The organism is Erwinia sp. Eh17-17 (genome assembly GCF_039675725.1).
Taxonomy (GTDB): Bacteria; Pseudomonadota; Gammaproteobacteria; order Enterobacterales; family Enterobacteriaceae; genus Erwinia.
In genome coordinates this window covers 218,634-239,284 of record NZ_JBDFQT010000006.1, presented here as the reverse complement: position 1 = coordinate 239,284, position 20,651 = coordinate 218,634, and the positions used below count along the sequence as shown (strand labels likewise).

General features: G+C 58.7%; 16 protein-coding genes. 8 read left to right on the top strand and 8 right to left on the bottom strand.

Translation table 11 applies throughout. The annotated features are described in order from the left end of the window. Positions 1 to 280 (bottom strand): type VI secretion system contractile sheath small subunit (locus ABEH87_RS16730; protein ID WP_346577889.1); only part of this gene is annotated, 280 nt, incomplete at its 3' end. Between the two features lie 297 nt (positions 281 to 577). Between ABEH87_RS16730 and ABEH87_RS16725 the strand changes: the two genes are divergently transcribed. Beyond that, positions 578 to 1,060 carry a hypothetical protein gene (locus ABEH87_RS16725; protein ID WP_346577887.1) on the top strand — a complete coding sequence of 161 codons (483 nt, stop codon included), beginning with the start codon at positions 578 to 580 and terminating at the stop codon, positions 1,058 to 1,060. A 36-nt stretch (positions 1,061 to 1,096) separates the two neighbouring features. Here the strand turns inward: ABEH87_RS16725 and ABEH87_RS16720 are convergent, their stop codons facing one another. Beyond that, positions 1,097 to 2,011: a LysR family transcriptional regulator gene (locus tag ABEH87_RS16720; protein ID WP_346577885.1), complete on the bottom strand. Its 915-nt coding sequence runs from the start codon at positions 2,009 to 2,011 to the stop codon at positions 1,097 to 1,099. A 90-nt stretch (positions 2,012 to 2,101) separates the two neighbouring features. On the opposite strand from ABEH87_RS16720, the gene ABEH87_RS16715 reads away from it, so the two are divergent. Further along, positions 2,102 to 2,902: an isocitrate lyase/phosphoenolpyruvate mutase family protein gene (locus tag ABEH87_RS16715; protein WP_346577883.1), complete on the top strand. Its 801-nt coding sequence runs from the start codon at positions 2,102 to 2,104 to the stop codon at positions 2,900 to 2,902. A gap of 91 nt (positions 2,903 to 2,993) precedes the next feature. On the opposite strand, the gene ABEH87_RS16710 is transcribed toward ABEH87_RS16715, so the two are convergent. Further along, a complete protein-coding gene (locus ABEH87_RS16710; protein ID WP_346577882.1) occupies positions 2,994 to 4,580 on the bottom strand; it encodes a methyl-accepting chemotaxis protein in 1,587 nt (528 codons plus the stop codon). A gap of 393 nt (positions 4,581 to 4,973) precedes the next feature. On the opposite strand from ABEH87_RS16710, the gene ABEH87_RS16705 reads away from it, so the two are divergent. The 3 genes from ABEH87_RS16705 (at position 4,974) to ABEH87_RS16695 (ending at position 9,827) form a co-directional block, all read left to right on the top strand. Beyond that, positions 4,974 to 5,588 carry a TetR/AcrR family transcriptional regulator gene (locus tag ABEH87_RS16705; RefSeq protein WP_346577880.1) on the top strand — a complete coding sequence of 205 codons (615 nt, stop codon included), beginning with the start codon at positions 4,974 to 4,976 and terminating at the stop codon, positions 5,586 to 5,588. A gap of 73 nt (positions 5,589 to 5,661) precedes the next feature. After that, positions 5,662 to 6,765, top strand: coding sequence for an efflux RND transporter periplasmic adaptor subunit (locus tag ABEH87_RS16700; RefSeq protein WP_346577879.1), 1,104 nt, complete (start codon positions 5,662 to 5,664; stop codon positions 6,763 to 6,765). Beyond that, positions 6,762 to 9,827: an efflux RND transporter permease subunit gene (locus ABEH87_RS16695; RefSeq protein WP_346577877.1), complete on the top strand. Its 3,066-nt coding sequence runs from the start codon at positions 6,762 to 6,764 to the stop codon at positions 9,825 to 9,827. Before ABEH87_RS16700 ends, ABEH87_RS16695 begins: the two co-directional genes overlap by 4 nt. 3 nt (positions 9,828 to 9,830) lie before the next feature. Here the strand turns inward: ABEH87_RS16695 and ABEH87_RS16690 are convergent, their stop codons facing one another. The 3 genes from ABEH87_RS16690 to ABEH87_RS16680 all read right to left on the bottom strand — a co-directional run bounded on the left by ABEH87_RS16690 (position 9,831) and on the right by ABEH87_RS16680 (position 15,066). Continuing rightward, the gene (locus ABEH87_RS16690; RefSeq protein ID WP_346577876.1) at positions 9,831 to 11,180 is read right to left on the bottom strand and encodes an EAL domain-containing protein; all 1,350 of its coding nucleotides are present in this window, start codon (positions 11,178 to 11,180) and stop codon (positions 9,831 to 9,833) included. A gap of 374 nt (positions 11,181 to 11,554) precedes the next feature. Next, positions 11,555 to 12,835 carry a hypothetical protein gene (locus ABEH87_RS16685; RefSeq protein ID WP_346577875.1) on the bottom strand — a complete coding sequence of 427 codons (1,281 nt, stop codon included), beginning with the start codon at positions 12,833 to 12,835 and terminating at the stop codon, positions 11,555 to 11,557. Between the two features lie 158 nt (positions 12,836 to 12,993). Further along, positions 12,994 to 15,066, bottom strand: a complete 2,073-nt coding sequence (locus ABEH87_RS16680; RefSeq protein ID WP_346577873.1) for a DUF4034 domain-containing protein — start codon at positions 15,064 to 15,066, stop codon at positions 12,994 to 12,996. A 433-nt stretch (positions 15,067 to 15,499) separates the two neighbouring features. On the opposite strand from ABEH87_RS16680, the gene ABEH87_RS16675 reads away from it, so the two are divergent. From ABEH87_RS16675 to yjiA, 3 genes are read left to right on the top strand one after another with little or no spacing between them, the layout of a single operon-like run. After that, entirely contained in the window at positions 15,500 to 17,650 is a 2,151-nt protein-coding gene (locus tag ABEH87_RS16675; protein ID WP_346577871.1) for a carbon starvation CstA family protein, read from the top strand. A gap of 46 nt (positions 17,651 to 17,696) precedes the next feature. After that, positions 17,697 to 17,900, top strand: coding sequence for a YbdD/YjiX family protein (locus tag ABEH87_RS16670; protein WP_133843580.1), 204 nt, complete (start codon positions 17,697 to 17,699; stop codon positions 17,898 to 17,900). 13 nt (positions 17,901 to 17,913) lie between these two features. Continuing rightward, the gene (gene yjiA / locus ABEH87_RS16665) at positions 17,914 to 18,873 is read left to right on the top strand and encodes a GTPase (protein WP_346577870.1); all 960 of its coding nucleotides are present in this window, start codon (positions 17,914 to 17,916) and stop codon (positions 18,871 to 18,873) included. 2 nt (positions 18,874 to 18,875) lie between these two features. Here the strand turns inward: yjiA and btsR are convergent, their stop codons facing one another. Beyond that, complete coding sequence (btsR, locus tag ABEH87_RS16660) at positions 18,876 to 19,595, bottom strand: two-component system response regulator BtsR (protein ID WP_346577868.1); 720 nt, start codon at positions 19,593 to 19,595, stop codon at positions 18,876 to 18,878. Beyond that, complete coding sequence (locus ABEH87_RS16655) at positions 19,592 to 20,581, bottom strand: histidine kinase (protein ID WP_346577913.1); 990 nt, start codon at positions 20,579 to 20,581, stop codon at positions 19,592 to 19,594. The genes btsR and ABEH87_RS16655 overlap by 4 nt, the downstream gene beginning before the upstream one ends. Between the last annotated feature and the right edge of the window lie 70 nt (positions 20,582 to 20,651).

Genomic DNA, 20,651 nt, shown 5'->3' with positions numbered 1-20,651 from the left:
TCAGCTTAACGTTCTCTTCGCTGCCGTCGCCGGCCAGGGTGTTCTCCACGGAGATATTGACCGCCGGGGAAAACTCCGCCAGCACGCTGTCGAAGTTGTTCTTGTTCACGTTCACTTTTTCGCGCTCGCACAGCGCGCGCTGCTCCTGTCCGTGGCTGAAGTCGCCGGCCACCAGCAGCTTCAGAGGCAGCTCCATTTTCTTTTGGGCGTTACCGGTATGCAGATCCAGTCGGATATTGACGCGCGCTTTGGGGATCTCGTTCTGATAAGAGTTGCTCATATTTATTCCTGTAAAAATGGGCGCGGAAAGCAGGCATTACGCACACTTTCCTTGTGTGTACAGGCGCGACTATATAGCAACCAGTTCAATATGAGCAATATACCAGCTGTCAATTTTACATCTGATTTATATAGGAATTTTCTTGAAATTTGCGTTAAGTTGCTGAAAAAATAGCTAAACCTCCACCGGCTTAATCTGAAAAATAAATTCAGCTCTCCATATTAAATATCAAATTAAAAATTTTATTGTTATGACCATTTCATCAAAATACATTAACTGTTGCGTATAATGACCGTCATGAAAGCTGATTATCGTAACCATCGCTCTACCTGGACGATCCGGGAGCTAAAAATCGTTGAAACCTGCTATGGCAGGGAATCCACCGCTGCGATCGCCCGTCGTTTAGGACGAACGGCTGCGGCCGTGAGGCAAAAAGCTGTTGCACTGGGGCTGAGTGGAACCAGCATCCACTGGAGTAGCCAGGAAGAGGAAGTATTGCGCAATGAATACGCACGAGGAGAAGGTATCAGCCATGTCATGACGCTGCTACCGGGCAGAACGCGTAAGACTATTTTCCAGAAAGCCAGGATGTTGGGAATTACCAGCGGGAGAAGCTGGACAGAAGAGGAGTGCCGCATCCTGGCGGAGAACTACCCCATTAAAGGGGGGGCGATGGAAGGGTTACCAAACAGGACGCCGGAGGCGATAAAGATAAAAGCATCTTATCTGGGTATACGTTTTACCGGGGGCGCCCCTCCCGGTGAGCAAGCCGGGGACTGAGGCAGAAATGGTGTTTTATAAGCCCCTTCAGCCAGCTCAGTTTGATGCTCTGGCCCGCCCGCCATCCTCCGACCAGCGTGCAGCCAGAAAATCGACAAACGCCCGCGCTGCTGGGCCAATGCGGCGCTGGGGACGTACGCAGTACAGGCCGGTTTCACGCCCGGTCCACTGCGGCAGGACCTGTACCAGATCCCCGGCATCTATGGCTGCCGTCATCGTCAGCGCCGAATGAAAAGCAATGCCAAGACCGTCAATACACAGGCGTCGGGCGGCGTCGGCATTATCCACATCGATGCGTCCCCCAGGCTGCAGCGTGCGCTGCTCGTTCTGAGAAAATAAGCGCCATAACCGCCCGTCGTGGCTGGCCGCAGAGACAATACACTCGTGCTGCGCAAGATCGTCGACCGTTGCAGGCGTTCCTTTTAAGGCCAGATAACCGGGCGAGGCGACCAGAATACGGCGGTTCTCCAGCAGCTTGTGGGCCACCAGCGACGAGTCCTTCATCCGCCCGATGCGCAGCGCCAGCATCACCCCTTCCGCCACCAGATCCACATAGCCATCGCTGAGGCGCAAATCCAGCTGGATAGCCGGAAAGGCGCGCAGAAAATCGGCCAGATGCGGCACCACGTGGGTGTGGCCAAACGCCACCGGGGCGCTGACCACCAGCCTGCCCTGCGGCTGGATCTGCTCATCACGCACCCGGTCGGCGGCGTCGCGCAGCTGGGCTAACGCCTGCTGACACTCTGAGAAATAGCGCAACCCGGTTTCCGTCAGCGACATGGCGCGCGTGGTGCGGTTCAGCAGCGTGCTGCCGAGGTGCTGTTCCAGCATCTTAATAAAACGGCTGACCGAAGACGGGGTGATATCCAGCGCCTCTGCCGCACGGGCAAAGCTGTGATGCTCCACCACGGCGATAAAAGTCTGGACTAAATGCAGAGGAGGCGCAGGCATTATGGTTCTCAGTAAATGAATGAATCTTATTTCCGGCTATTATCAAGAAAATTAAGCATGATTAAAATCGATGTTTTTGGAGAACCTCTGATGACATCGTCTTCCCCTTCCCGCTTTCACCAGCTTCACTTACAGTCCGAACCACTGCGCCTGCCCAACGCCTGGGATGCTGGCAGCGCCCGCCAGATAGAGAGTCTCGGCGCTCAGGCCATTGCCACCACCAGCGCGGGCGTGGCCTGGTCGCTGGGCTATCGCGACGGCAACCAGCTTCCCGTGGAAGAGTATGTCGCCCGCGCCCGCTCGATAGCGCGCGTGATTAACGTTCCGCTCAGCGCCGATATCGAAGGAGGCTATCACGATAATCCGCGGGCCGTCGCCGACAGCGTGGTGCGTTTGATCGACGCCGGGGTCGTGGGAATCAATATTGAAGACGGCAGCGCAGACCCGCAGCAGCTCTGCCGCAAGGTCGAAGCGATCCGGGCCGCCAGCATACGGGCGGACGTGCCGCTGTATATCAATGTGCGCACCGACGTCTACGCCCGTAATCTGGTGCCGCAGCAGGAGAAAGTGAGCGAAGTGATGACACGGGCGCAGGCTTATGCTCAGGCCGGGGCCGACGGTCTGTTTGTGCTGGGACTGGTGGATGCCGGGGAAATGCTGAGCATTGCGCAAAGCAGCAATCTGCTGCTTAACGTGAGCGTCTGGCCGGGCCTTCCGCCATTAGCCACGCTGGCAACGTATGGCGTACGCCGCATCAGCGTGGGTTCCTGGCTGCCACAAACGCTGTGGGCAAGTAACGAGCAGCTGGTGCGCGGCTTTTTATCGCAGGACGAGACTGCACCGCTGATGGCAGCGGCAGCGCCTTATGCAGAAATCAACGCGCGGTTCTAGTTCAACCACGGCAGGCACGGGCGGACCGAAAAAAAAGGTCCGCCCCTACATTGTGGTACATCTGTGGCCTGCGCGAACACGGGCCGACAGATTACACGCGGAAGGTGTCGGTCATTGCCTGGAGGCTGTGAACCTGCTCGGCCAGCGACTGTGACGCGGTCGAAGACTCTTCCACCAGCGCCGCATTGCTTTGCGTCACGTTATCCATCTGGCTGACGGCGGTGCTGATCTGAGAAATACCCAGCATCTGCTCGCCGGAGGCCAGCGCGATTTCGTCCATTGATGCGGCAAGCTCGCTCACCATGCTGACCACCGCCACAATGCTGCGCCCGGTGTTATCCGCCACGGTTACGCCATTCTCCACTTCAGCCACGGCTTCAGCAATCAGCGTCTTGATCTCACGGGCCGCTGTGGCACTGCGCTGGGCCAGAATACGGACTTCACCCGCAACGACGGCAAAACCCCGTCCCTGCTCACCGGCACGCGCCGCTTCCACGGCCGCATTCAGCGCCAGGATATTGGTCTGGAAAGCAATCCCTTCGATCACGCCGGTAATATCACGAATTTTACCCGAGCTCTGCGCGATGTCCTTCATCGTGCTGCCCATGGTCTGGACGTGCTCCTCACCCTCACGCGCCAGCACCGCGGCCCCCCGCGCAGAGGTTGCGGTCTGCGTGGCGCTCTGAGAGTTATTGCGGATAGTGGCCGTCAGCTGCTCCATGCTCGCCGCCGTCTGCTGCAGCGCCGCCGCCTGCTGTTCGGTACGGGAAGAGAGCTCGGTGTTACCCTGCGCAATCTCATCAGAAGCCAGCGATACCGAGGCCGCCGTCTCTTTAATCTGCGTGACCAGCCCGCGCAGGCGCGTCTGCATCACATCCAGTGACGCCAGCAGGCTGGTGGTGTCGCGCTCGCGCAATACCACTTTGGTATTAAGGTCACCGTCGGCAATGGCCGACGCCAGGCGCTGAGCCTGAACCGGTTCGCCGCCCAGCTGACGCTTAATATGACGGGTAATCAGTCCGCTCATCAGCAGCCCCAGCGCCACCGACGCCAGCGTCAGCACGATCAGCGTCACGAACACGCCGGACAGGCTTTCCTGTGACTGCACGGCGGTGCCTTTGGTCACGCGGCTCTGATAATTAACCATATTATCAATCGCCGTCAGGTAGGCATCCTGAGCCGTCATTAACGACCCGGTAATCAGCGCGCGTGCGCCCACCATGTCGTTAGCGCTTTTAAGCTGAAGCAGACGAGCCATCGCCGCCACGAACGTCGGCTGCGTTTGCTCGATTCCGGCCAGCAGCCCGGAGGCCTCTTCCACTTCTTTCAGGTTAATTCCCGGCAGCGATTTCGCCCCCTCCACCAGCTGGCGGAAGCGCGTGGTGATCGCCTGATTACCGGCCTGAGCCTGTTCAATCTGTGCCAGCATTTCAGGCGCAACCGGCCCGTTTTCTGTGGCAAGCGCCCGCAGCATCAGCGTTGACTGCAGGCTGGCATTATCCTTCACCGTGCGCAGTATCTGCAGATCGTCCAGTCGGGCGCTGGTTAATTTCTGCTGGTCGTTAGCGTCGGAAAGTTTAATGCCCGCGAAGACGGAGACCAGCACGCCCCCGGCAATCACTACCAGAAAAGCCAGACTCAGCATGACGCTGAGTTTCATATTTTTTGCTCTGAGCATGTTTTTTACCCTGGGTATCGATCGGAATTTTCAGGCTCTCTGGCAACTGAATGGGTAACCCCATAACAGCACAATTGCAGCAAGCATCAGTGTCTGTAAGTCAAAGAAATCATCAGGATCCTGTCACAGACGGGGCCATTTTTTGGACTCATCACATCAGGATCCGGATGCACAGCGGTAAAGCAGGCATTCAGATATTGTTTAACAAACTGATCCTGTTATCGGCCAGTAGAGCGGAACATTCAGTCAGGAACAGAGGATAATCACATCGCGGCAAGACGGGTGGGACCACACTGCAAGCATGGAGATCCCTCTCAGAACGCGTTAACATCGTGACTCAATTACCAGGTAGTCACTGGTTTTTAATCAGGCTCTACAAGCTAAGTGGTGAATATGACTGAACATACCCCTCTGCCCGCGTCACGTGGGCCATCGGAGCACAGCGTGCGCGATCAGATCGTCGAGGCCGCGACCGCGCACTTTGGTCACTACGGTTATGAAAAAACCACCGTGTCCGACCTGGCAAAAGCCATCGGCTTTTCAAAAGCCTACATCTATAAATTTTTCGACTCCAAGCAGGCTATCGGCGAAGTGATCTGCGCCAACCGGCTGATGATGATCATGGAACGTGTCGACAGCGCCATTGCGGAAGCCCCCACCGCCTCTGACAAGCTCCGCCGCCTGTTTCGCACCCTTTCGGATACCGGCAGAGAGCTGTTTTTCCACGACCGCAAGCTGTATGACATTGCGGCGGTTGCCGCACGCGACCGCTGGCCGTCGATCAAGGGACATGAAGAGCACCTGCGCCAGCTGATACAGAACATTCTTCACGAGGGCCGGGAGTCCGGTGAATTTGAGCGTAAGACCCCGCTTGACGAGGCTTCCAGCGCTATCTATCTGGTCATCCGCCCGTATATGAACCCGGTGCAGCTGCAATTTAATCTGGAAATTGCCGAGGAAGGGGCGGTACAGCTGGCCGCGCTGATCCTGCGCAGCCTGGCGCCATAAGTGTGACTATTGACATAATTGGTCACTAGTAACAGAATGCGGTTTCTGCTCTTTCCAATAAGTAAGGGAACCCATGATCCGGCTACGACCTGCCACCATTGCTGTTTGTCTGCTGCCACTGGCCCTGGTGGCCTGTGACAATCCGCCCTCAACAGCCGGAGATCCGCGTACCCAGCCTCCGCTGGTGCGGGTAGCCAGCGTGCAGGATGCCACCGCCTCTTCACGCACCTTTACCGGCGTTGTCGCCGCGCGTGTACAAAGCGATCTGGGCTTCCGGGTATCAGGTAAAGTGCTGGAGCGCCTGGTCGATGCCGGGCAGAGCGTCAGCCAGGGTCAGCCGCTGATGCGCCTCGATCCTGTCGATCTCGGGCTTCAGGTTCGGGCCCAACAGGAAGCGGTAGCAGCCGCCCGCGCCCGCGCCGTGCAGGCCACCGGCGACGAACGCCGTTACCGGGGGCTGGTCGCCACCGGCGCGGTTTCCGCCTCGGCTTACAGCCAGATTAAAGCGACGGCCGAAGCTGCAAAAGCTCAGCTGAATGCCGCCCAGGCTCAGGCCGATGTGTCGCGTAACGCCTCGACCTATGCCGTGCTGCGCGCCGACGCTGACGGCGTGGTGATGGAAACGCTGGCCGAACCGGGCCAGGTGGTCAGCGCCGGGCAGGCGGTGGTTCGTCTTGCCCGTGCAGGCCAGCGCGAAGCGGTGGTCCAGCTGCCAGAGACCCTGCGCCCGGCCATCAACTCCGTTGCCTGGGCATCGCTGTACGGCACGAAAGCGGCCCCCGTCGCGGCAACACTGCGGGTGTTATCTGACTCCGCCGACAGCGTGACCCGCACCTTCGAAGCCCGCTACGTGCTGAAAGATGCCCTCGCCCGTGCCCCGCTCGGCGCAACCGTCAGTCTGCGCCTGCCGGAAACCGCCTCTGCTCAGCCCGGCGTGGAGGTACCGATCGCCGCCGTATACGACGCCGGCCAGGGGCCGGGCGTCTGGGTGGTGAAGGGAAAACCCGCGACGGTGACGTGGCGTGCCGTGCAGATCGTCAGCCTGAGTGACGATGCCGCCCGCCTGACGGGCGGGCTGGAGCGCGGTGAACAGGTGGTGGCACTTGGCGCACATCTGCTGCATAACGGGCAGAAGGTCAGACTGGCCGCGCAAACCACCGGCGGAGGCCAGCCATGAGCGCACATCGCTTTAACCTTTCCGCTCTGGCGGTGCGTGAACGTTCCGTCACCCTGTTTCTGATATTTCTTATCGCCGTCGCGGGTATCGTCGCGTTCTTTCAGCTGGGACGCGCGGAAGATCCGCCCTTTACCGTCAAGCAGATGACGGTCATTACCGCCTGGCCAGGTGCCACGGCGCAGGAGATGCAGGATCAGGTGGCTGACCCCTTAGAGAAACGCCTGCAGGAGCTGAAATGGTACGACCGTACCGAGACCTACACGCGTCCGGGCCTGGCGTTAACCATGGTGTCCCTGCTCGACAGCACGCCGCCTGGCGAAGTCCAGGAGTCCTTTTACCAGGCGCGTAAAAAAATCAGTGACGAGAGCCAGAACCTGCCCGCCGGCGTCATCGGGCCGATGGTTAACGACGAGTTTTCAGATGTGACCTTTGCCCTGTTCGCCCTGAAAGCCAGAGGCGAGCCGCAGCGTCAGCTGGTGCGTGATGCGGAAGGGTTACGCCAGCGGATGCTGCACGTGCCGGGGGTAAAAAAGGTCAATATCATTGGTGAGCAGGCCGAACGTATTTTTGTCTCCTTCTCGCACGATCGGCTGGCCACGCTGGGCGTGATGCCCCAGGACATCTTCAACGCCCTGAACGGGCAGAACCTGCTGACGCCCGCGGGATCGATTGATACCTACGGCCCGCAGGTTTTTCTGCGGCTTGAAGGCGCGCTCGACAAGCTGGATAAGATCCGTAATACCCCGGTGACGGTGAAAGGCCGCACGCTGAAGCTGTCCGATGTGGCCACGGTGGAGCGGGGCTATCAAGATCCTGCCACCTTCCTGGTACGCAATAACGGTGAACCGGCGCTGCTGCTGGGCGTGATCATGCGCGATGGCTGGAACGGCCTCGATCTGGGTCAGGCGCTGGATAAAGAAACGGCGCAGATCAACGCGGCGATGCCGCTGGGGATGTCACTGAGCAAAGTCACCGACCAGTCGGTGAACATCAGTTCGGCCGTTGACGAGTTTATGGTCAAGTTCTTTGTCGCGCTGCTGGTGGTGATGGTGGTGTGCTTCGTCAGCATGGGCTGGCGCGTGGGCGTGGTGGTGGCAGCGGCGGTTCCCCTGACGCTGGCCGTGGTGTTTGTGGTGATGGCCGCCAGCGGAAAAAACTTTGACCGTATCACGCTCGGTTCGCTGATTCTGGCGCTCGGTCTGCTGGTGGATGACGCCATTATTGCCATTGAAATGATGGTGGTAAAAATGGAGGAGGGTTTTGACCGCTTTACCGCCTCCGCCTATGCCTGGAGCCACACGGCAGCCCCAATGCTGTCGGGCACGCTGGTCACCGCCATTGGCTTTATGCCCAACGGCTTTGCCCAGTCCACGGCAGGTGAGTACACCAGTAATATGTTCTGGATTGTTGGTATTGCGCTGATCGCCTCCTGGGTCGTTGCGGTGGTCTTTACCCCCTATCTGGGCGTGAAGATGCTGCCGGCGATCAAGGCGGTGGAAGGAGGACATGCCGCCATCTATAACACCCGCCATTACAACCGCTTCCGTACCCTGCTGGGCCACGTGATTGCCCGCAAATGGCTGGTGGCTGTGACGGTCATCGCTCTGTTTGTCGCCGCCGTTCTCGGCATGGCGCTGGTCAAGAAGCAGTTTTTCCCGGCCTCCGACCGCCCGGAAGTGCTGGTAGAAGTGCAGATGCCCTACGGAACGTCGATTGCGCAGACCAGCGCGGCCAGCGCCAGGGTTGAAGCCTGGCTGCAAAAACAGCAGCAGACGCGTCTTGTGACCGCCTATATCGGCCAGGGTGCTCCACGCTTCTATCTGGCCATGGCGCCGGAACTGCCCGATCCCTCCTTCGCGAGGATCGTGGTGCTGACCGACAGCCAGCAGGAGCGCGATGCGCTTAAACACAACCTGCGCCAGGCCGTGGAAGAGGGTCTGGCACCGGAAGCCCGTATCAGGGTCACTCAGCTGGTATTTGGCCCTTACTCCCCGTACCCGGTGGCATACCGCGTAATGGGGCCTGACCCTGAGGTTCTGCGCTCTGTCGCCGCTAAGGTGCAGCATATTATGCAGGCCAGCCCGCTGATGAGAACGGTCAACAGCGACTGGGGGCCACGCACTCCTGCGCTGCACTTCGCGCTCGATCAGGATCGGCTTCAGGCCGTTGGCCTGACCTCCAGTTCGGTGGCGCAGCAGCTGCAGTTCCTGCTGGCCGGGGTGCCGATTACCGCCGTGCGTGAAGATATCCGTTCCGTACAGGTGGTGGGCCGTGCCGCCGGAAATATCCGGCTCGACCCCGCGAAGATAGCCGGGCTGACGCTGGTCGGCGCAGACGGCCAGCGCATTCCGCTTTCTCAGGTCGGCGAGGTCAGCGTTCAGATGGAAGAACCGCTGTTGCGCCGCCGCGACCGCACGCCGACCATCACCGTGCGCGGCGATATCGCGGATGACCAGCAGCCACCGGATGTTTCTGTGGCGATCGCCAGAGAGCTGCAGCCGGTGACAGACGCGCTTCCGGCCGGATACCGCATTGAACAGGCCGGATCGATTGAGGAGTCAGGCAAAGCCAGCAAAGCGATGCTGCCGCTGTTCCCGATCATGATTGCCATGACGCTGCTGATTATCATTCTGCAGGTGCGCTCGATGTCAGCGATGGCGATGGTATTCCTCACCGCGCCGCTGGGGCTGATTGGCGTGGTACCCACGCTGCTGCTGTTCCAGCAGCCGTTCGGTATCAATGCGCTGGTCGGACTGATTGCCCTGTCGGGGATCCTGATGCGCAACACGCTGATGCTGATCGGGCAGATCCATCACAACGAGCAGGAAGGGATGGATCCGTTCCGGGCCGTGGTCGAGGCCACGGTGCAGCGCGCCCGTCCGGTCCTGCTGACGGCGCTGGCCGCCGTGCTGGCGTTTATTCCCTTAACCCACTCGGTGTTCTGGGGAACGCTGGCCTACACCCTGATTGGCGGGACCATCGGAGGAACCGCCATGACCCTGATCTTTTTACCTGCGATGTACGCCATCTGGTTCCGGATCCGTCCCGTTTCTCAGCCTTAAGCGTTAACCCGCCGGGCTCAGCGCACCACTGGCTGAGTCCGGCTTTTCAGCACTGTTTTTAAGCGTAAACGCGCGGAAATCGCCAGCGTTTAGCGGCCGGGAAAAGTAAAACCCCTGAAACGCCGTACAGCCAAACTCCTGCATCAGCCGCCACTGCTCGACGGTTTCGATGCCCTCCGCCAGCACCTCAAGCTTCAGCTCCAGGCCCATAAGGGCAATATGCATGGCGATCACCGCCCCTTTGCGGTTTTCCGTCGCGCCGGAGACAAAGCTGCGATCGATTTTTATCTGCTCCAGCGGCAGGCGACGCAGATAGTTCAGCGAGGAAAAACCGGTGCCAAAATCATCCAGCGAGAAGCGGAACCCTGCGGCCGCCAGCGTATTCATTTTGGCGACCACGGCGTCAATATCCGAGGCAAACACGCTCTCCGTCAGCTCAAGCTTGACCCGCGAAGGGGCGACCCGACTGACGCCCGCATGATGTATCAGGCGTTCAACAAAATCGGGCTTCATCAGGTGGTCAACGGTGATATTGATCGACAGCGTCAGAGGCGCCGTCGCCGGGTGGCTCTGCCACTGCGCCAGCTCTCTCAAGGCGGTGGCGATCACCCAGTCACCGACGGCAGGCATCAGCCCGGCCCGCTGGGCATCGGGTATAAATTCAGACGGCGGCACCATACCCTTACCCGGCTGCTGCCAGCGCAGCAGAGCCTCGGCACCGTTAATCTGCCCGGCGGCGTTGAGTAGCGGCTGGAAAAACAGAACGAACTCATTGTTGTATAACGCGTACTGGATGGCCCTGATCTTCTCGCTGCGGCGGGAAAAGTCAGTATGCATGGCCACGATGCCGCCGCACAGAATAACCGTCCCGGCCACCGCGTTCACCAGCGGAAGATAGAGGTGCAGACGCTGCGGTATCGGATGCGCGAAGGGATAAACCAGCTCAGCACTGCTGAAAATGATAAACGCCAGCAGAGTGGTGGCGATCAATACCATCTGCATCAGCGTATGCCTGCGCTGATAGTTGATAAACCCCACCAGGGCGATGGTCAGCAGATACAGGTGCGTGGTTCTGGGGATGCCCGCTTCAGGCACGTCGTACAGCAGACAAAAAATGATGGCATAAACCAGATGTACCGCCTGTGCCAGCATCAGCCCGGCGGAAAAATTGCCGCGCACCGCAATGCGCCAGCTGACAAACGCCCCGGCCCCCATCATCAGCAGTGTGATGACGATCGTCCACTGCTGCATCAGCGTAAACACCGTCAGCCACCCTGTGGTGACCAGCAGACCACTAAGGAAGGCCATCTTGCAGATATACTCAAGATGCTCTTCATTAGGGGTGTTCAGCACTCTTCTTCCCGGCATGGCGCAGATCACTCCGTTCGCGATGGCAGGGCACCGATTATCATATTTCGTTTCGCCCCGTCCTGGTCACGCCATTATTCCCTGGGAAGACAGGCTGATACCACTCTTTTTTAGACCAATTTCCAGTTGAAACGCAAAAACAAAAAACAAAACAAACAGTTGTTTTATATGAAAATAAATCACAAAAAGACAGGTAAAAACCGTGAGGTGATAATATTTCTGGAAAGAAATATCAGGAAAAGGAGGGCCGAAAGCAGACGATAATGCACTTAACCAAAATAAAAAAAGCAGAGTCAGGGTGATAAAAAAATAATAAGCCCGGCTGCCGGGCTTATTATTGACAGAGAAAGTGGGTTCCGTTATTTCTTCGCGAGATAGATCTCTTCGAGGTGGAAATCGCCGCCTTCATTATAGTAGCTGTAAGCCGCAATAATCATATCTTCACCCCGGTAGTTCACATACTGCGGGCGTAACAAAGCTTCAACCGGCAGAATACGCCTGGTGGTTTTATCCGCCAGATCGGTTTTCCAGATACAGGCGTAGCCGCCCTCGTTATCAAAATAGAACGACGAGTCACGTCCCCAGACATAGTTGCGGTTGTAGCTGTAATCCTGCCCTTTCGCCGTATCGGCCTGCGGCAGAAACACGTTCATCCCCGCGTCCGGTCGGTCATGTGGGAAGACGTACATCCCTTCATCAACCTCGCTGTTGCTGCGGTCGGCAGAGGCCAGACGCCACTGACCATCGGGTGACGTCAGCCGGCTGTTGCACTCGTTGCTACCGCAGTAGCCCACCCACTTGTTGATAGCGGGTTCACCGGCAGGGGGAGTTATCTCTTTGATCTCGCTGAGCTCTTTGTTGGAAACCTTCAGCGCATAGGCATGTGGCGTGGCAAAGTCGCTTTCAGCGTTGACCGCCACGCCAGGCGCGCGGTACTCGGCAACGGAGTAGAGGACATCGCCTTCCGCCGGGCCGTTGTTGTCCAGCAGCGTCAGCTGAAGGTTATACCCCTCGTACACCGCCTGCACCACGGGCTTCTCTCCGTCTTTCAGGCTGAGAAGAAACGCGCCTTTCTTGTCATCTTTTTCGACATACAGTACGACAAACACAATCAGGTCATTGTTAATGATGCGGTACGTCAGGGCGCTGAGATAATGCCCGCTGGTGCCCACGGTGAGGTTGGTCACATCACTGGAGGTGATCAGCGGCCGCACGCGCCACGGCTCTTCCGACAGGGTAAAACCGGCTTCACTTTTTAGCCCCGGCGCCATCGGTTTATCCAGCTTGTCGCCGGGACGGACAAAGACATCGCTGACCTTTTGATACACCCCGGCGCGTGCCAGGGTTTTATTGCGTTCGATATAGCGTTGCTTGATGCATTCCGCGTCCGTCCCGCAGCGGTTCCTGTCCGCCAGCCACTTTCTCTGCTCGCGCGCCAGGCTGCCAACCGCGAAGCTGTTATCCATCGCTTTAACAAAATAGCCGTTAGTGACATTATCCAGGCCGGAAAGATAGGTATCTTTGCAGATGGTTTTTTCGGTGGTGTTCAGACCGCTCAGCGAACAGTCAAATCCGGCGGCCAGCGCATTCTGCGCCAGAAAAGCCAGCCCGATTCCCAGACAGTATTTTAGCTTTATCATTTTTATTTCCTTACGCCCTTTCCATAATGACATGTTGATGAGCAGGTGCTTGTATGTGTATTGCCGCGGGACTGAAGGCCCGCGTGTCAGGCAGAGCAATAATCTACCGGAAAAAACAGCAAAAGGTGCGATTAAGAAAACAAAGCGCACCGGCAGGCTTACTCTGCCCCGTCAAAGGTGATGGCCCTGCCCCGCTGGTCGATACGCTTCTGGTCGCGCCGGAAGGCCATTGACGAGCGCAGCCCGCCGAACAGCGCGCCACGCTGATAAATATCCGCCGCATGCGCCAGCAGGTATTCATCCTGCGGGTTAAGGGCCAGCCCGCGATCCACCCAGACTTTCGCCAGATAACGGTTTGCCTGGCAGCCCGCTCCGGTGAAAAAGGCGTAGGCATAATAGCCAGCGGCATACTCCTGATTCACCGGGCGTTCATCGCGCCACAGGGCAGCCAGCACCTCTTCAACGGCCAGCCTGCGGTCGGCATCGCTGGCATACTCGTTAAACAGAATCAGCCCTGCCAGCTCTCGCGTGGCGCGCTGCCAGACTTCCAGCCCGACATTGGATGCGTTCATCACCCGGATAAACAGATCGCGCGCGCGCCGGTACTGCTGCGCATTCACGATGGCGTTTTCCCGCGAGATCACATAGCCGAGGTTATACTGGCATGTCACATTGCCCGCGTCTGCCGCCCGCTCCATCCACCGCAGAGCCTGCACCCGATCTTCATATGGCGTGGCGTCGCGGCCATAGCGGCGTGACAGGCTGCCGGAATAGAGGTCATACAGCCCGGCCATGGCAGAAGCATCCCCGGCATCGGCTGCGATCTGCGTCAGATAAATGCCCGCCTCTTCCGAAACGGACCCGAACAGATTCGCTGCGGCCTGACCGAGATCGCTGTCAGACTCCAGCGCCAGACCGGTCGCGATCAGTTTCTCATGGTCAAACTGCCCCTGACGGATACCATAAAAACCGTATTTGCTGGCCAGGCCTGCGATCAGCACTTCGTACTGGCTGTCGCCCCACTGCTGGCTGCGTTCCAGCCACAGCGGGAGCAGCCCAAAACGGTCTTCAATGCCGGCAAAATCCAGACAGGCGATTAAGGTGCTGAAGGCATCGTCAGAGCCCGGATCGGCCACCGGATGATCCACCTGCCACGCCAGAACCAGCGCATCGTAAGCGCGCTGCATCTCAGGCAGGTTCCAGCTCACCTCCCCTTCCTGTTCCGTGCGCGCATAGTGGCAGAGGAAGCTGGCATAGCTGCGCAGCACGGCGGCGTGCTGACGCGGCGTCAGGTTGAGCGCCAGCAGCGCATCGTACTGGCGCAGGCAGAAGGCAATATGCTCATCATCGTCGGCGCGCGGCATCAGCGCCACATAGCCAATATAGTCCCAGGCCTGGATCATCCGCAGACCGTTGCGCTCTTGCTCACTCAACCCGCGACACAGATCGCTGTCGATAAACGCCGACATTTGCTGGTGACTGCCGCCCCAGCGCGGATAGAGGAAATGCACCCAGGCACTGAGGATCGCATAGAGGTTCGGGCGCGCCGCCAGCGTCAGCTGCAGCCAGTAGTGCTTACTGTCCTGCTGACCGTCATCGCGCGGCGGTAAGCAGTGCGGTAACGCCGCAGGGATCGCGGCCAGCTCACTGCCGCCCTGCTCGCGCAGCCGCTGCACTCCGGCGGCCCAGACCGCAGGCGCTACCCCGGCCTGCTGCTGCGCATAGTCCTGCACTTCTGTGCCCTCAGCCAGCGCGGTCAGCCACTGCGGTTCGCCCAGATAGCAGGTCAGGCGGAAAATACGGAACAGCGCAAAGGCGGGCTTCAGGTGCAGAGGCAGCGCCCGCAGATAAGCGGCTATTCCCAGGTCTCGCGCCAGCCCGGCCCCTGTCCAGCGGTCGTCCGAGACAAACTCGCCGCCATCCTGGGTACGAATCCTGGATGCCGCACGCTCCCAGTAGCAGCCCAGCAGCAGATGAGCGTGATACGAAGCCGGGCTCTCGGCAACCCACGACTGCAGAAGCGCCAGCGTTTCCGCATCAGACTGGAGCGGATCGAACATCATTTCGATGCTCCACTCGTAGTCGTATCTGGCGCTGACGCCATTCAGCCAGGGCTGGGATTGCTGTTCCAGTAGCGCATCCAGTGCGTCAAACTGCTGGCTGACAAACAGTGCACGCAGGTGCGCACGGCGGCTGAGGATCGACGCCAGAGGTTCGAAATCAGTGGTCATGTAATCGGTTCTTCCTGAGTTTTCGCTCTTCGCTCTTTCCGTAAGTCAAATTCAGCGAAAAGTCCCTGAGCTATTGAAAAAGTTGATGAAAGACATTTTTTTAAGGCTTGTTTATAGCAGTATTTACCCCCGGAATCAGGCAATAAATGATCCTGAATGACAAACTTTACATTAACGCTGCTGATTTATTCCCTGCCAGCCCCCCGGCGTCAGAGCGCCGGAATGCACGGCAGGACAGGTGAGACCTCAGTCACAAATTTTAAGCTACTGGTTTCACTGCAAAACCGTTCATTCCGGCAGGCTACCGCTTACCCCCGCATTATAACCACTCAGCGAATTATCCCCCCGGTAGCTATTGAAATTCGCCACCATAGACCCGGTATACCAACATTTCGATTGCACACCCTATAACATCGTTAAAACCAGGTCCCCTATGAATAAAAATAAGTTTATCAGGCATATACCCTGGATGATTCTTGGCATCATCGGAGCATGCTGTCTGGCCGTCGTCGCACTGCGGCGCGGTGAACATATCAGTGCGCTGTGGATCGTGGTCGCCAGCGTCTCGGTCTATCTGGTGGCCTATCGCTACTACAGCCTGTATATCGCCCAGAAGGTGATGAGACTCGACCCGACCCGCGCCACTCCGGCGGTGCTGAACAATGACGGCCTGAATTACGTGCCGACCAACCGTAACGTGCTGTTTGGTCATCACTTCGCCGCGATCGCCGGGGCGGGACCGCTGGTCGGCCCGGTGCTGGCGGCACAGATGGGCTACCTGCCCGGCGTGCTGTGGCTGCTGGCAGGCGTAGTGCTGGCCGGAGCGGTGCAGGACTTTATGGTGCTGTTTATCTCCCAGCGCCGTAACGGTGCCTCGCTCGGTGAGATGATCAAAAACGAGATGGGTCCGGTGCCCGGCACCATCGCACTGTTCGGCTGCTTCCTGATCATGATTATCATCCTCGCGGTGCTGGCGCTGATCGTGGTGAAAGCGCTGGCGGAAAGCCCGTGGGGGGTGTTTACCGTCTGCTCAACGGTGCCGATTGCGCTGTTTATGGGCATCTATATGCGCTTTATCCGCCCCGGACGGGTGGGTGAGATTTCGGTGATTGGCGTGATACTGCTGATTGCCTCCATTTACTTCGGTGGCGTCATCGCCCACGACCCTTACTGGGGCCCGGCGCTGACCTTTAAAGACACCACCATCACCTTTACCCTGATTGGCTACGCGTTTATTTCCGCGCTGCTGCCGGTGTGGCTGATCCTCGCCCCGCGTGATTATCTGGCCACCTTCCTCAAAATCGGCGTCATTGTCGGCCTGGCCATCGGGATTGTGATCCTCAACCCGGAACTGAAAATGCCGGCGCTGACCCAGTACATTGACGGCACCGGTCCACTGTGGAAAGGCGCCCTGTTCCCGTTCCTGTTTATTACCATCGCCTGCGGTGCGGTCTCCGGTTTCCATGCGCTGATCGCATCCGGCACCACGCCAAAACTGCTGGCCAGTGAAACGGACGCGCGCTTTATCGGCTACGGCGCAATGCTGATGGAGTCGTTTGTGGCAGTGATGGCGCTGGTGGCGGCATCGATTATCGAACCCGGCCTTTACTTCGCCATGAATACCCCTCCGGCTGGTCTCGGCATCGTGATGCCCAACCTGCACGAGCTGGGCGGCGCGAACGCACCGATGATCATGGCGCAGCTGCACGACGTGACCGCTCAGGCGGCCGCCACCGTCAGCTCGTGGGGCTTTGTTATCTCGCCGGAAGAGATCCTGCAAACCGCGAAAGATATCGGTGAGCCGTCGGTGCTGAACCGTGCGGGCGGCGCGCCCACGCTGGCCGTCGGAATTGCCCACGTGTTCGACAAAATTATGCCGATTGCCGATATGGGCTTCTGGTATCACTTCGGCATTCTGTTTGAGGCGCTGTTTATCCTCACCGCACTGGATGCCGGTACGCGTTCCGGCCGCTTTATGTTGCAGGATCTGCTGGGGAACTTCGTGCCGTTCCTGAAAAAAACCGACTCGCTGCTGGCCGGCGTGGTCGGGACCGCAGGCTGCGTCGGGCTGTGGGGCTACCTGCTTTATCAGGGCGTGGTTGACCCGCTGGGCGGCGTGAAAAGCCTGTGGCCGCTGTTCGGCATCTCGAACCAGATGCTGGCCGCCGTGGCGCTGGTGCTGGCGAGTGTGGTGCTGATTAAGATGAAGCGCACGCAGTACATCTGGGTGACCATGCTGCCCGCTATCTGGCTGCTGATCTGTACTACCTGGGCACTGGGTCTGAAGCTGTTCAGCAACAACCCGCAGATGGAAGGCTTCTTCTATATGGCCGGGGAGTACAAAGCGAAAGTGGCGGCAGGCGGTGAACTGACCGCCAGGCAGATCGCCGATATGAATCATATCGTGATCAACAACTACACCAACGCAGGCCTGAGTATTCTGTTCCTCGTGGTGGTGTACAGTATTATCTTCTACGGTATTAAAGCCTGGCTGAAAGCACGCCAGTCCGATCAGCCAACGGATACGGAAACACCGTATTTCGCGGTGCCGAAGGAAGGGATCAAGATTTCATCCGGTCATTAATCACTGCGGGCCGGGCATGACCGGCCCGCAGAACAGGACAGATATTATGTTTGATAATCTCGGCGCAGCGAAAAAATACCTCGGCCAGGCCGCGCGGATGCTGGTCGGTATTCCTGACTACGACACCTACGTCGAACATATGCAGACCAATCATCCGGACAAGCCGGTGATGACCTATAAAGAGTTCTTCCGCGAGCGCCAGCAGGCGCGCTACGGCGGGGACGGTAAAGGCGGCATGCGCTGCTGCTGATAAGGAAAAGACCATGACACCGATTGCCGTTACCGTACTGACTGGTTTTCTCGGCGCGGGTAAAACCACGCTGCTGCGTCATATACTGCACGAACAGCAGGATTATAAAATTGCTGTGATTGAGAATGAGTTTGGCGCCGTCGCGATTGATAACCAGCTGCTGGGCGACCGCGCCACACAGATCACCACGCTGACCAACGGCTGCATCTGCTGCACCCGCTCCGGCGAACTGGAAGAGGCGCTGCTGGACCTGCTGGCACGTCGCGACAGCGGTGAAATCACTTTTGACCGCTTAATCATTGAATGCACCGGCATGGCCGATCCCGGCCCGATTATTCAGACCTTTTTTTCCCATGACGTTCTCTGCCAGCGCTATCTGCTGGACGGGGTGATCGCGCTGGTGGATGCGGTTCACGCCGGGCAGCAGATGGATGAGTATATTCTGGCGCAGTCGCAGGTGGGCTATGCCGACCGTATTTTGCTGACCAAAACCGATATCAGCGGCACGCCGCCGGCGCTGCTGGAGCGTTTGCAGCGCATCAACGCCCGCGCGCCGATCTATCCGGCGATCCACGGCGATATTGACCTGGCGCTGCTGTTTGATACGCGCGGATTTATGCTGGAAGAGACGATCGTCACCCCGAAGCCGCGCTTCCAGTTTATCCCGCAGCAGCGCAATGATATCGTCTCGGTGGTGCTGGAGCTGGACTACCCGCTGGCGCTGGAGGCGGTCTCCAGAGTGATGGAGGAGCTGCTGGCCGGTTTCGCCGATAAGCTACTGCGCTACAAGGGCATGCTGTGGATTGCCGACCAGCCGTGCCGCCTGCTGTTCCAGGGCGTACAGCGCCTGTACAGCGCCGACTGGGACCGCGAGTGGCAGCCTGATGAGCTGCCTGCCAGTACGCTGGTGTTTATCGGCGTACAGCTACCGGAAGCGCAAATCCGCGCCGCGTTTGCCGGGCTGAAACCCTGAATCTACAGCCCCAGCGCCTCCTTCAGGCTTTTCAGATAGCGGCGGCTGACCGGTACGGTATGGCCGCCCCGGAGCAGCAGTTCAGCCTGGCCGTTATCCTCCAGGCGGATCTCCTTCAGATGGTCCATATTCACCAGAAACTGGCGATGGCAGCGCAGCAGCGGCGTGCGGTTCTCCAGCGTGCGTAATGTCAGCTCGGTGATGCCCTCTTTTCCCTCCTGGCTGGTGACGTACACCCCGCTCAGACGGCTGCTGACAAACACCACGTCTTCCATCTGCAACAGCCAGATGCGGCTCAGGCCACTGCAGGGAATAAACTTCAGATCCTGCTGACTGTCCGGTAGGACCGAAACATCCTGACCGTGACGATCGTGGCGCAGGCGCATCAGCGTTTTATTCAGGCGCGACGCTTCCACCGGTTTCAGCAGATAGTCAAAGGCATGTTCCTCAAACGCCTGTACGGCAAACTCATCAAAGGCGGTGAGGAACACGATCCACGGGCGCTCTTCCGGGTCGAGCATGCTGACCATTTCCAGCCCGCTGATGCGCGGCATCTGGATGTCGAGAAACAGCACGTCAGGGCGCAGTTTATGCACCATGCCGATACCTTCAACCGCATTACCACACTCTCCGACAATTTCGATATCGGCTTCATTCTGCAGCTGGACGCGCAGGTTTTCACGCGCCAGGGGCTCATCGTCCACAATCAATACGCTTATCATACAGTTTCCTCCAGCGGCAACCGCAGGGTGATACGGGTGAGACAATCCGGCTCACAGGTGACGGTGATCCCGTACGCGTCGCCATAGCGGGCGCGTAAACGTTTATCCACCAGGCTCATCCCCAGCCCACCGCTGCTCTCTCCGGGCTGATACAGCCCGGCATTATCTTCAATATCCAGCACCAGATGCTGCCCGTCGCGGCTGGCCTGCAGGGTGATCTCCCCCGTGCCCAGCAGCTGCGAGGTGCCGTGCTTAATGGCATTTTCAACAATCGGTTGCAGGGTGAACGCCGGAAGCTGGTAATACGCCAGCTCGTCGGGCACCCGTAAGCGGATGCTCAGCCGCGACTGAAAACGCGCCTGCTCAATTTGCAGGTAGGCATTCACATGTTCGATCTCATTCGCCAGTGTCACTATCTCCGACGGGCGCTTGAGATTTTTGCGAAAGAAGGTGGAAAGATACTGCACCAGCTGCCCGGCTTTATCGCTGTCGTGGCGGATCACCGCCATCAGGGTATTCAGCGCATTAAACAGAAAATGCGGGTTGACCTGGGCATGCAGCAGCTTGATTTCCGACTGGGCGAGCAGCGCCTTCTGGCGCTCGTACTGACCGGCCAGGATCTGCGCCGACAGCAGCTGTGCAATCCCTTCACCCAGCGTGCGGTTGATGGAGCTGAACAGGCGGTTGCGCGGCTCGTACAGTTTTATGGTGCCGATCACCCGCTGATTTTCCCCCCGCAGCGGGATCACCAGCGTGGAGCCGAGCTTGCAGTTAGGGTGCAGCGAACAGCGGTACGGCACCTCGTTGCCGTCGGCGTACACCACTTCCCCGCTGTCAATCGCCCGCCAGGTATAAGACGACGAGATGGGCCTGCCGGGCAGATGGTGGTCGTCGCCGGTGCCGGTAAAGGCCAGTAACCGTTCCCGGTCGGTAATCGCCACCGCGCCAATATCCAGCGCCTGGTAGAGCACCTGCGCCACCTTCATGCTGTTCTCTTCGTTAAAGCCCTGGCGCAGGATCCCCTCGGTAGAGGCTGCCACCTTCAGCGCCGTAGCG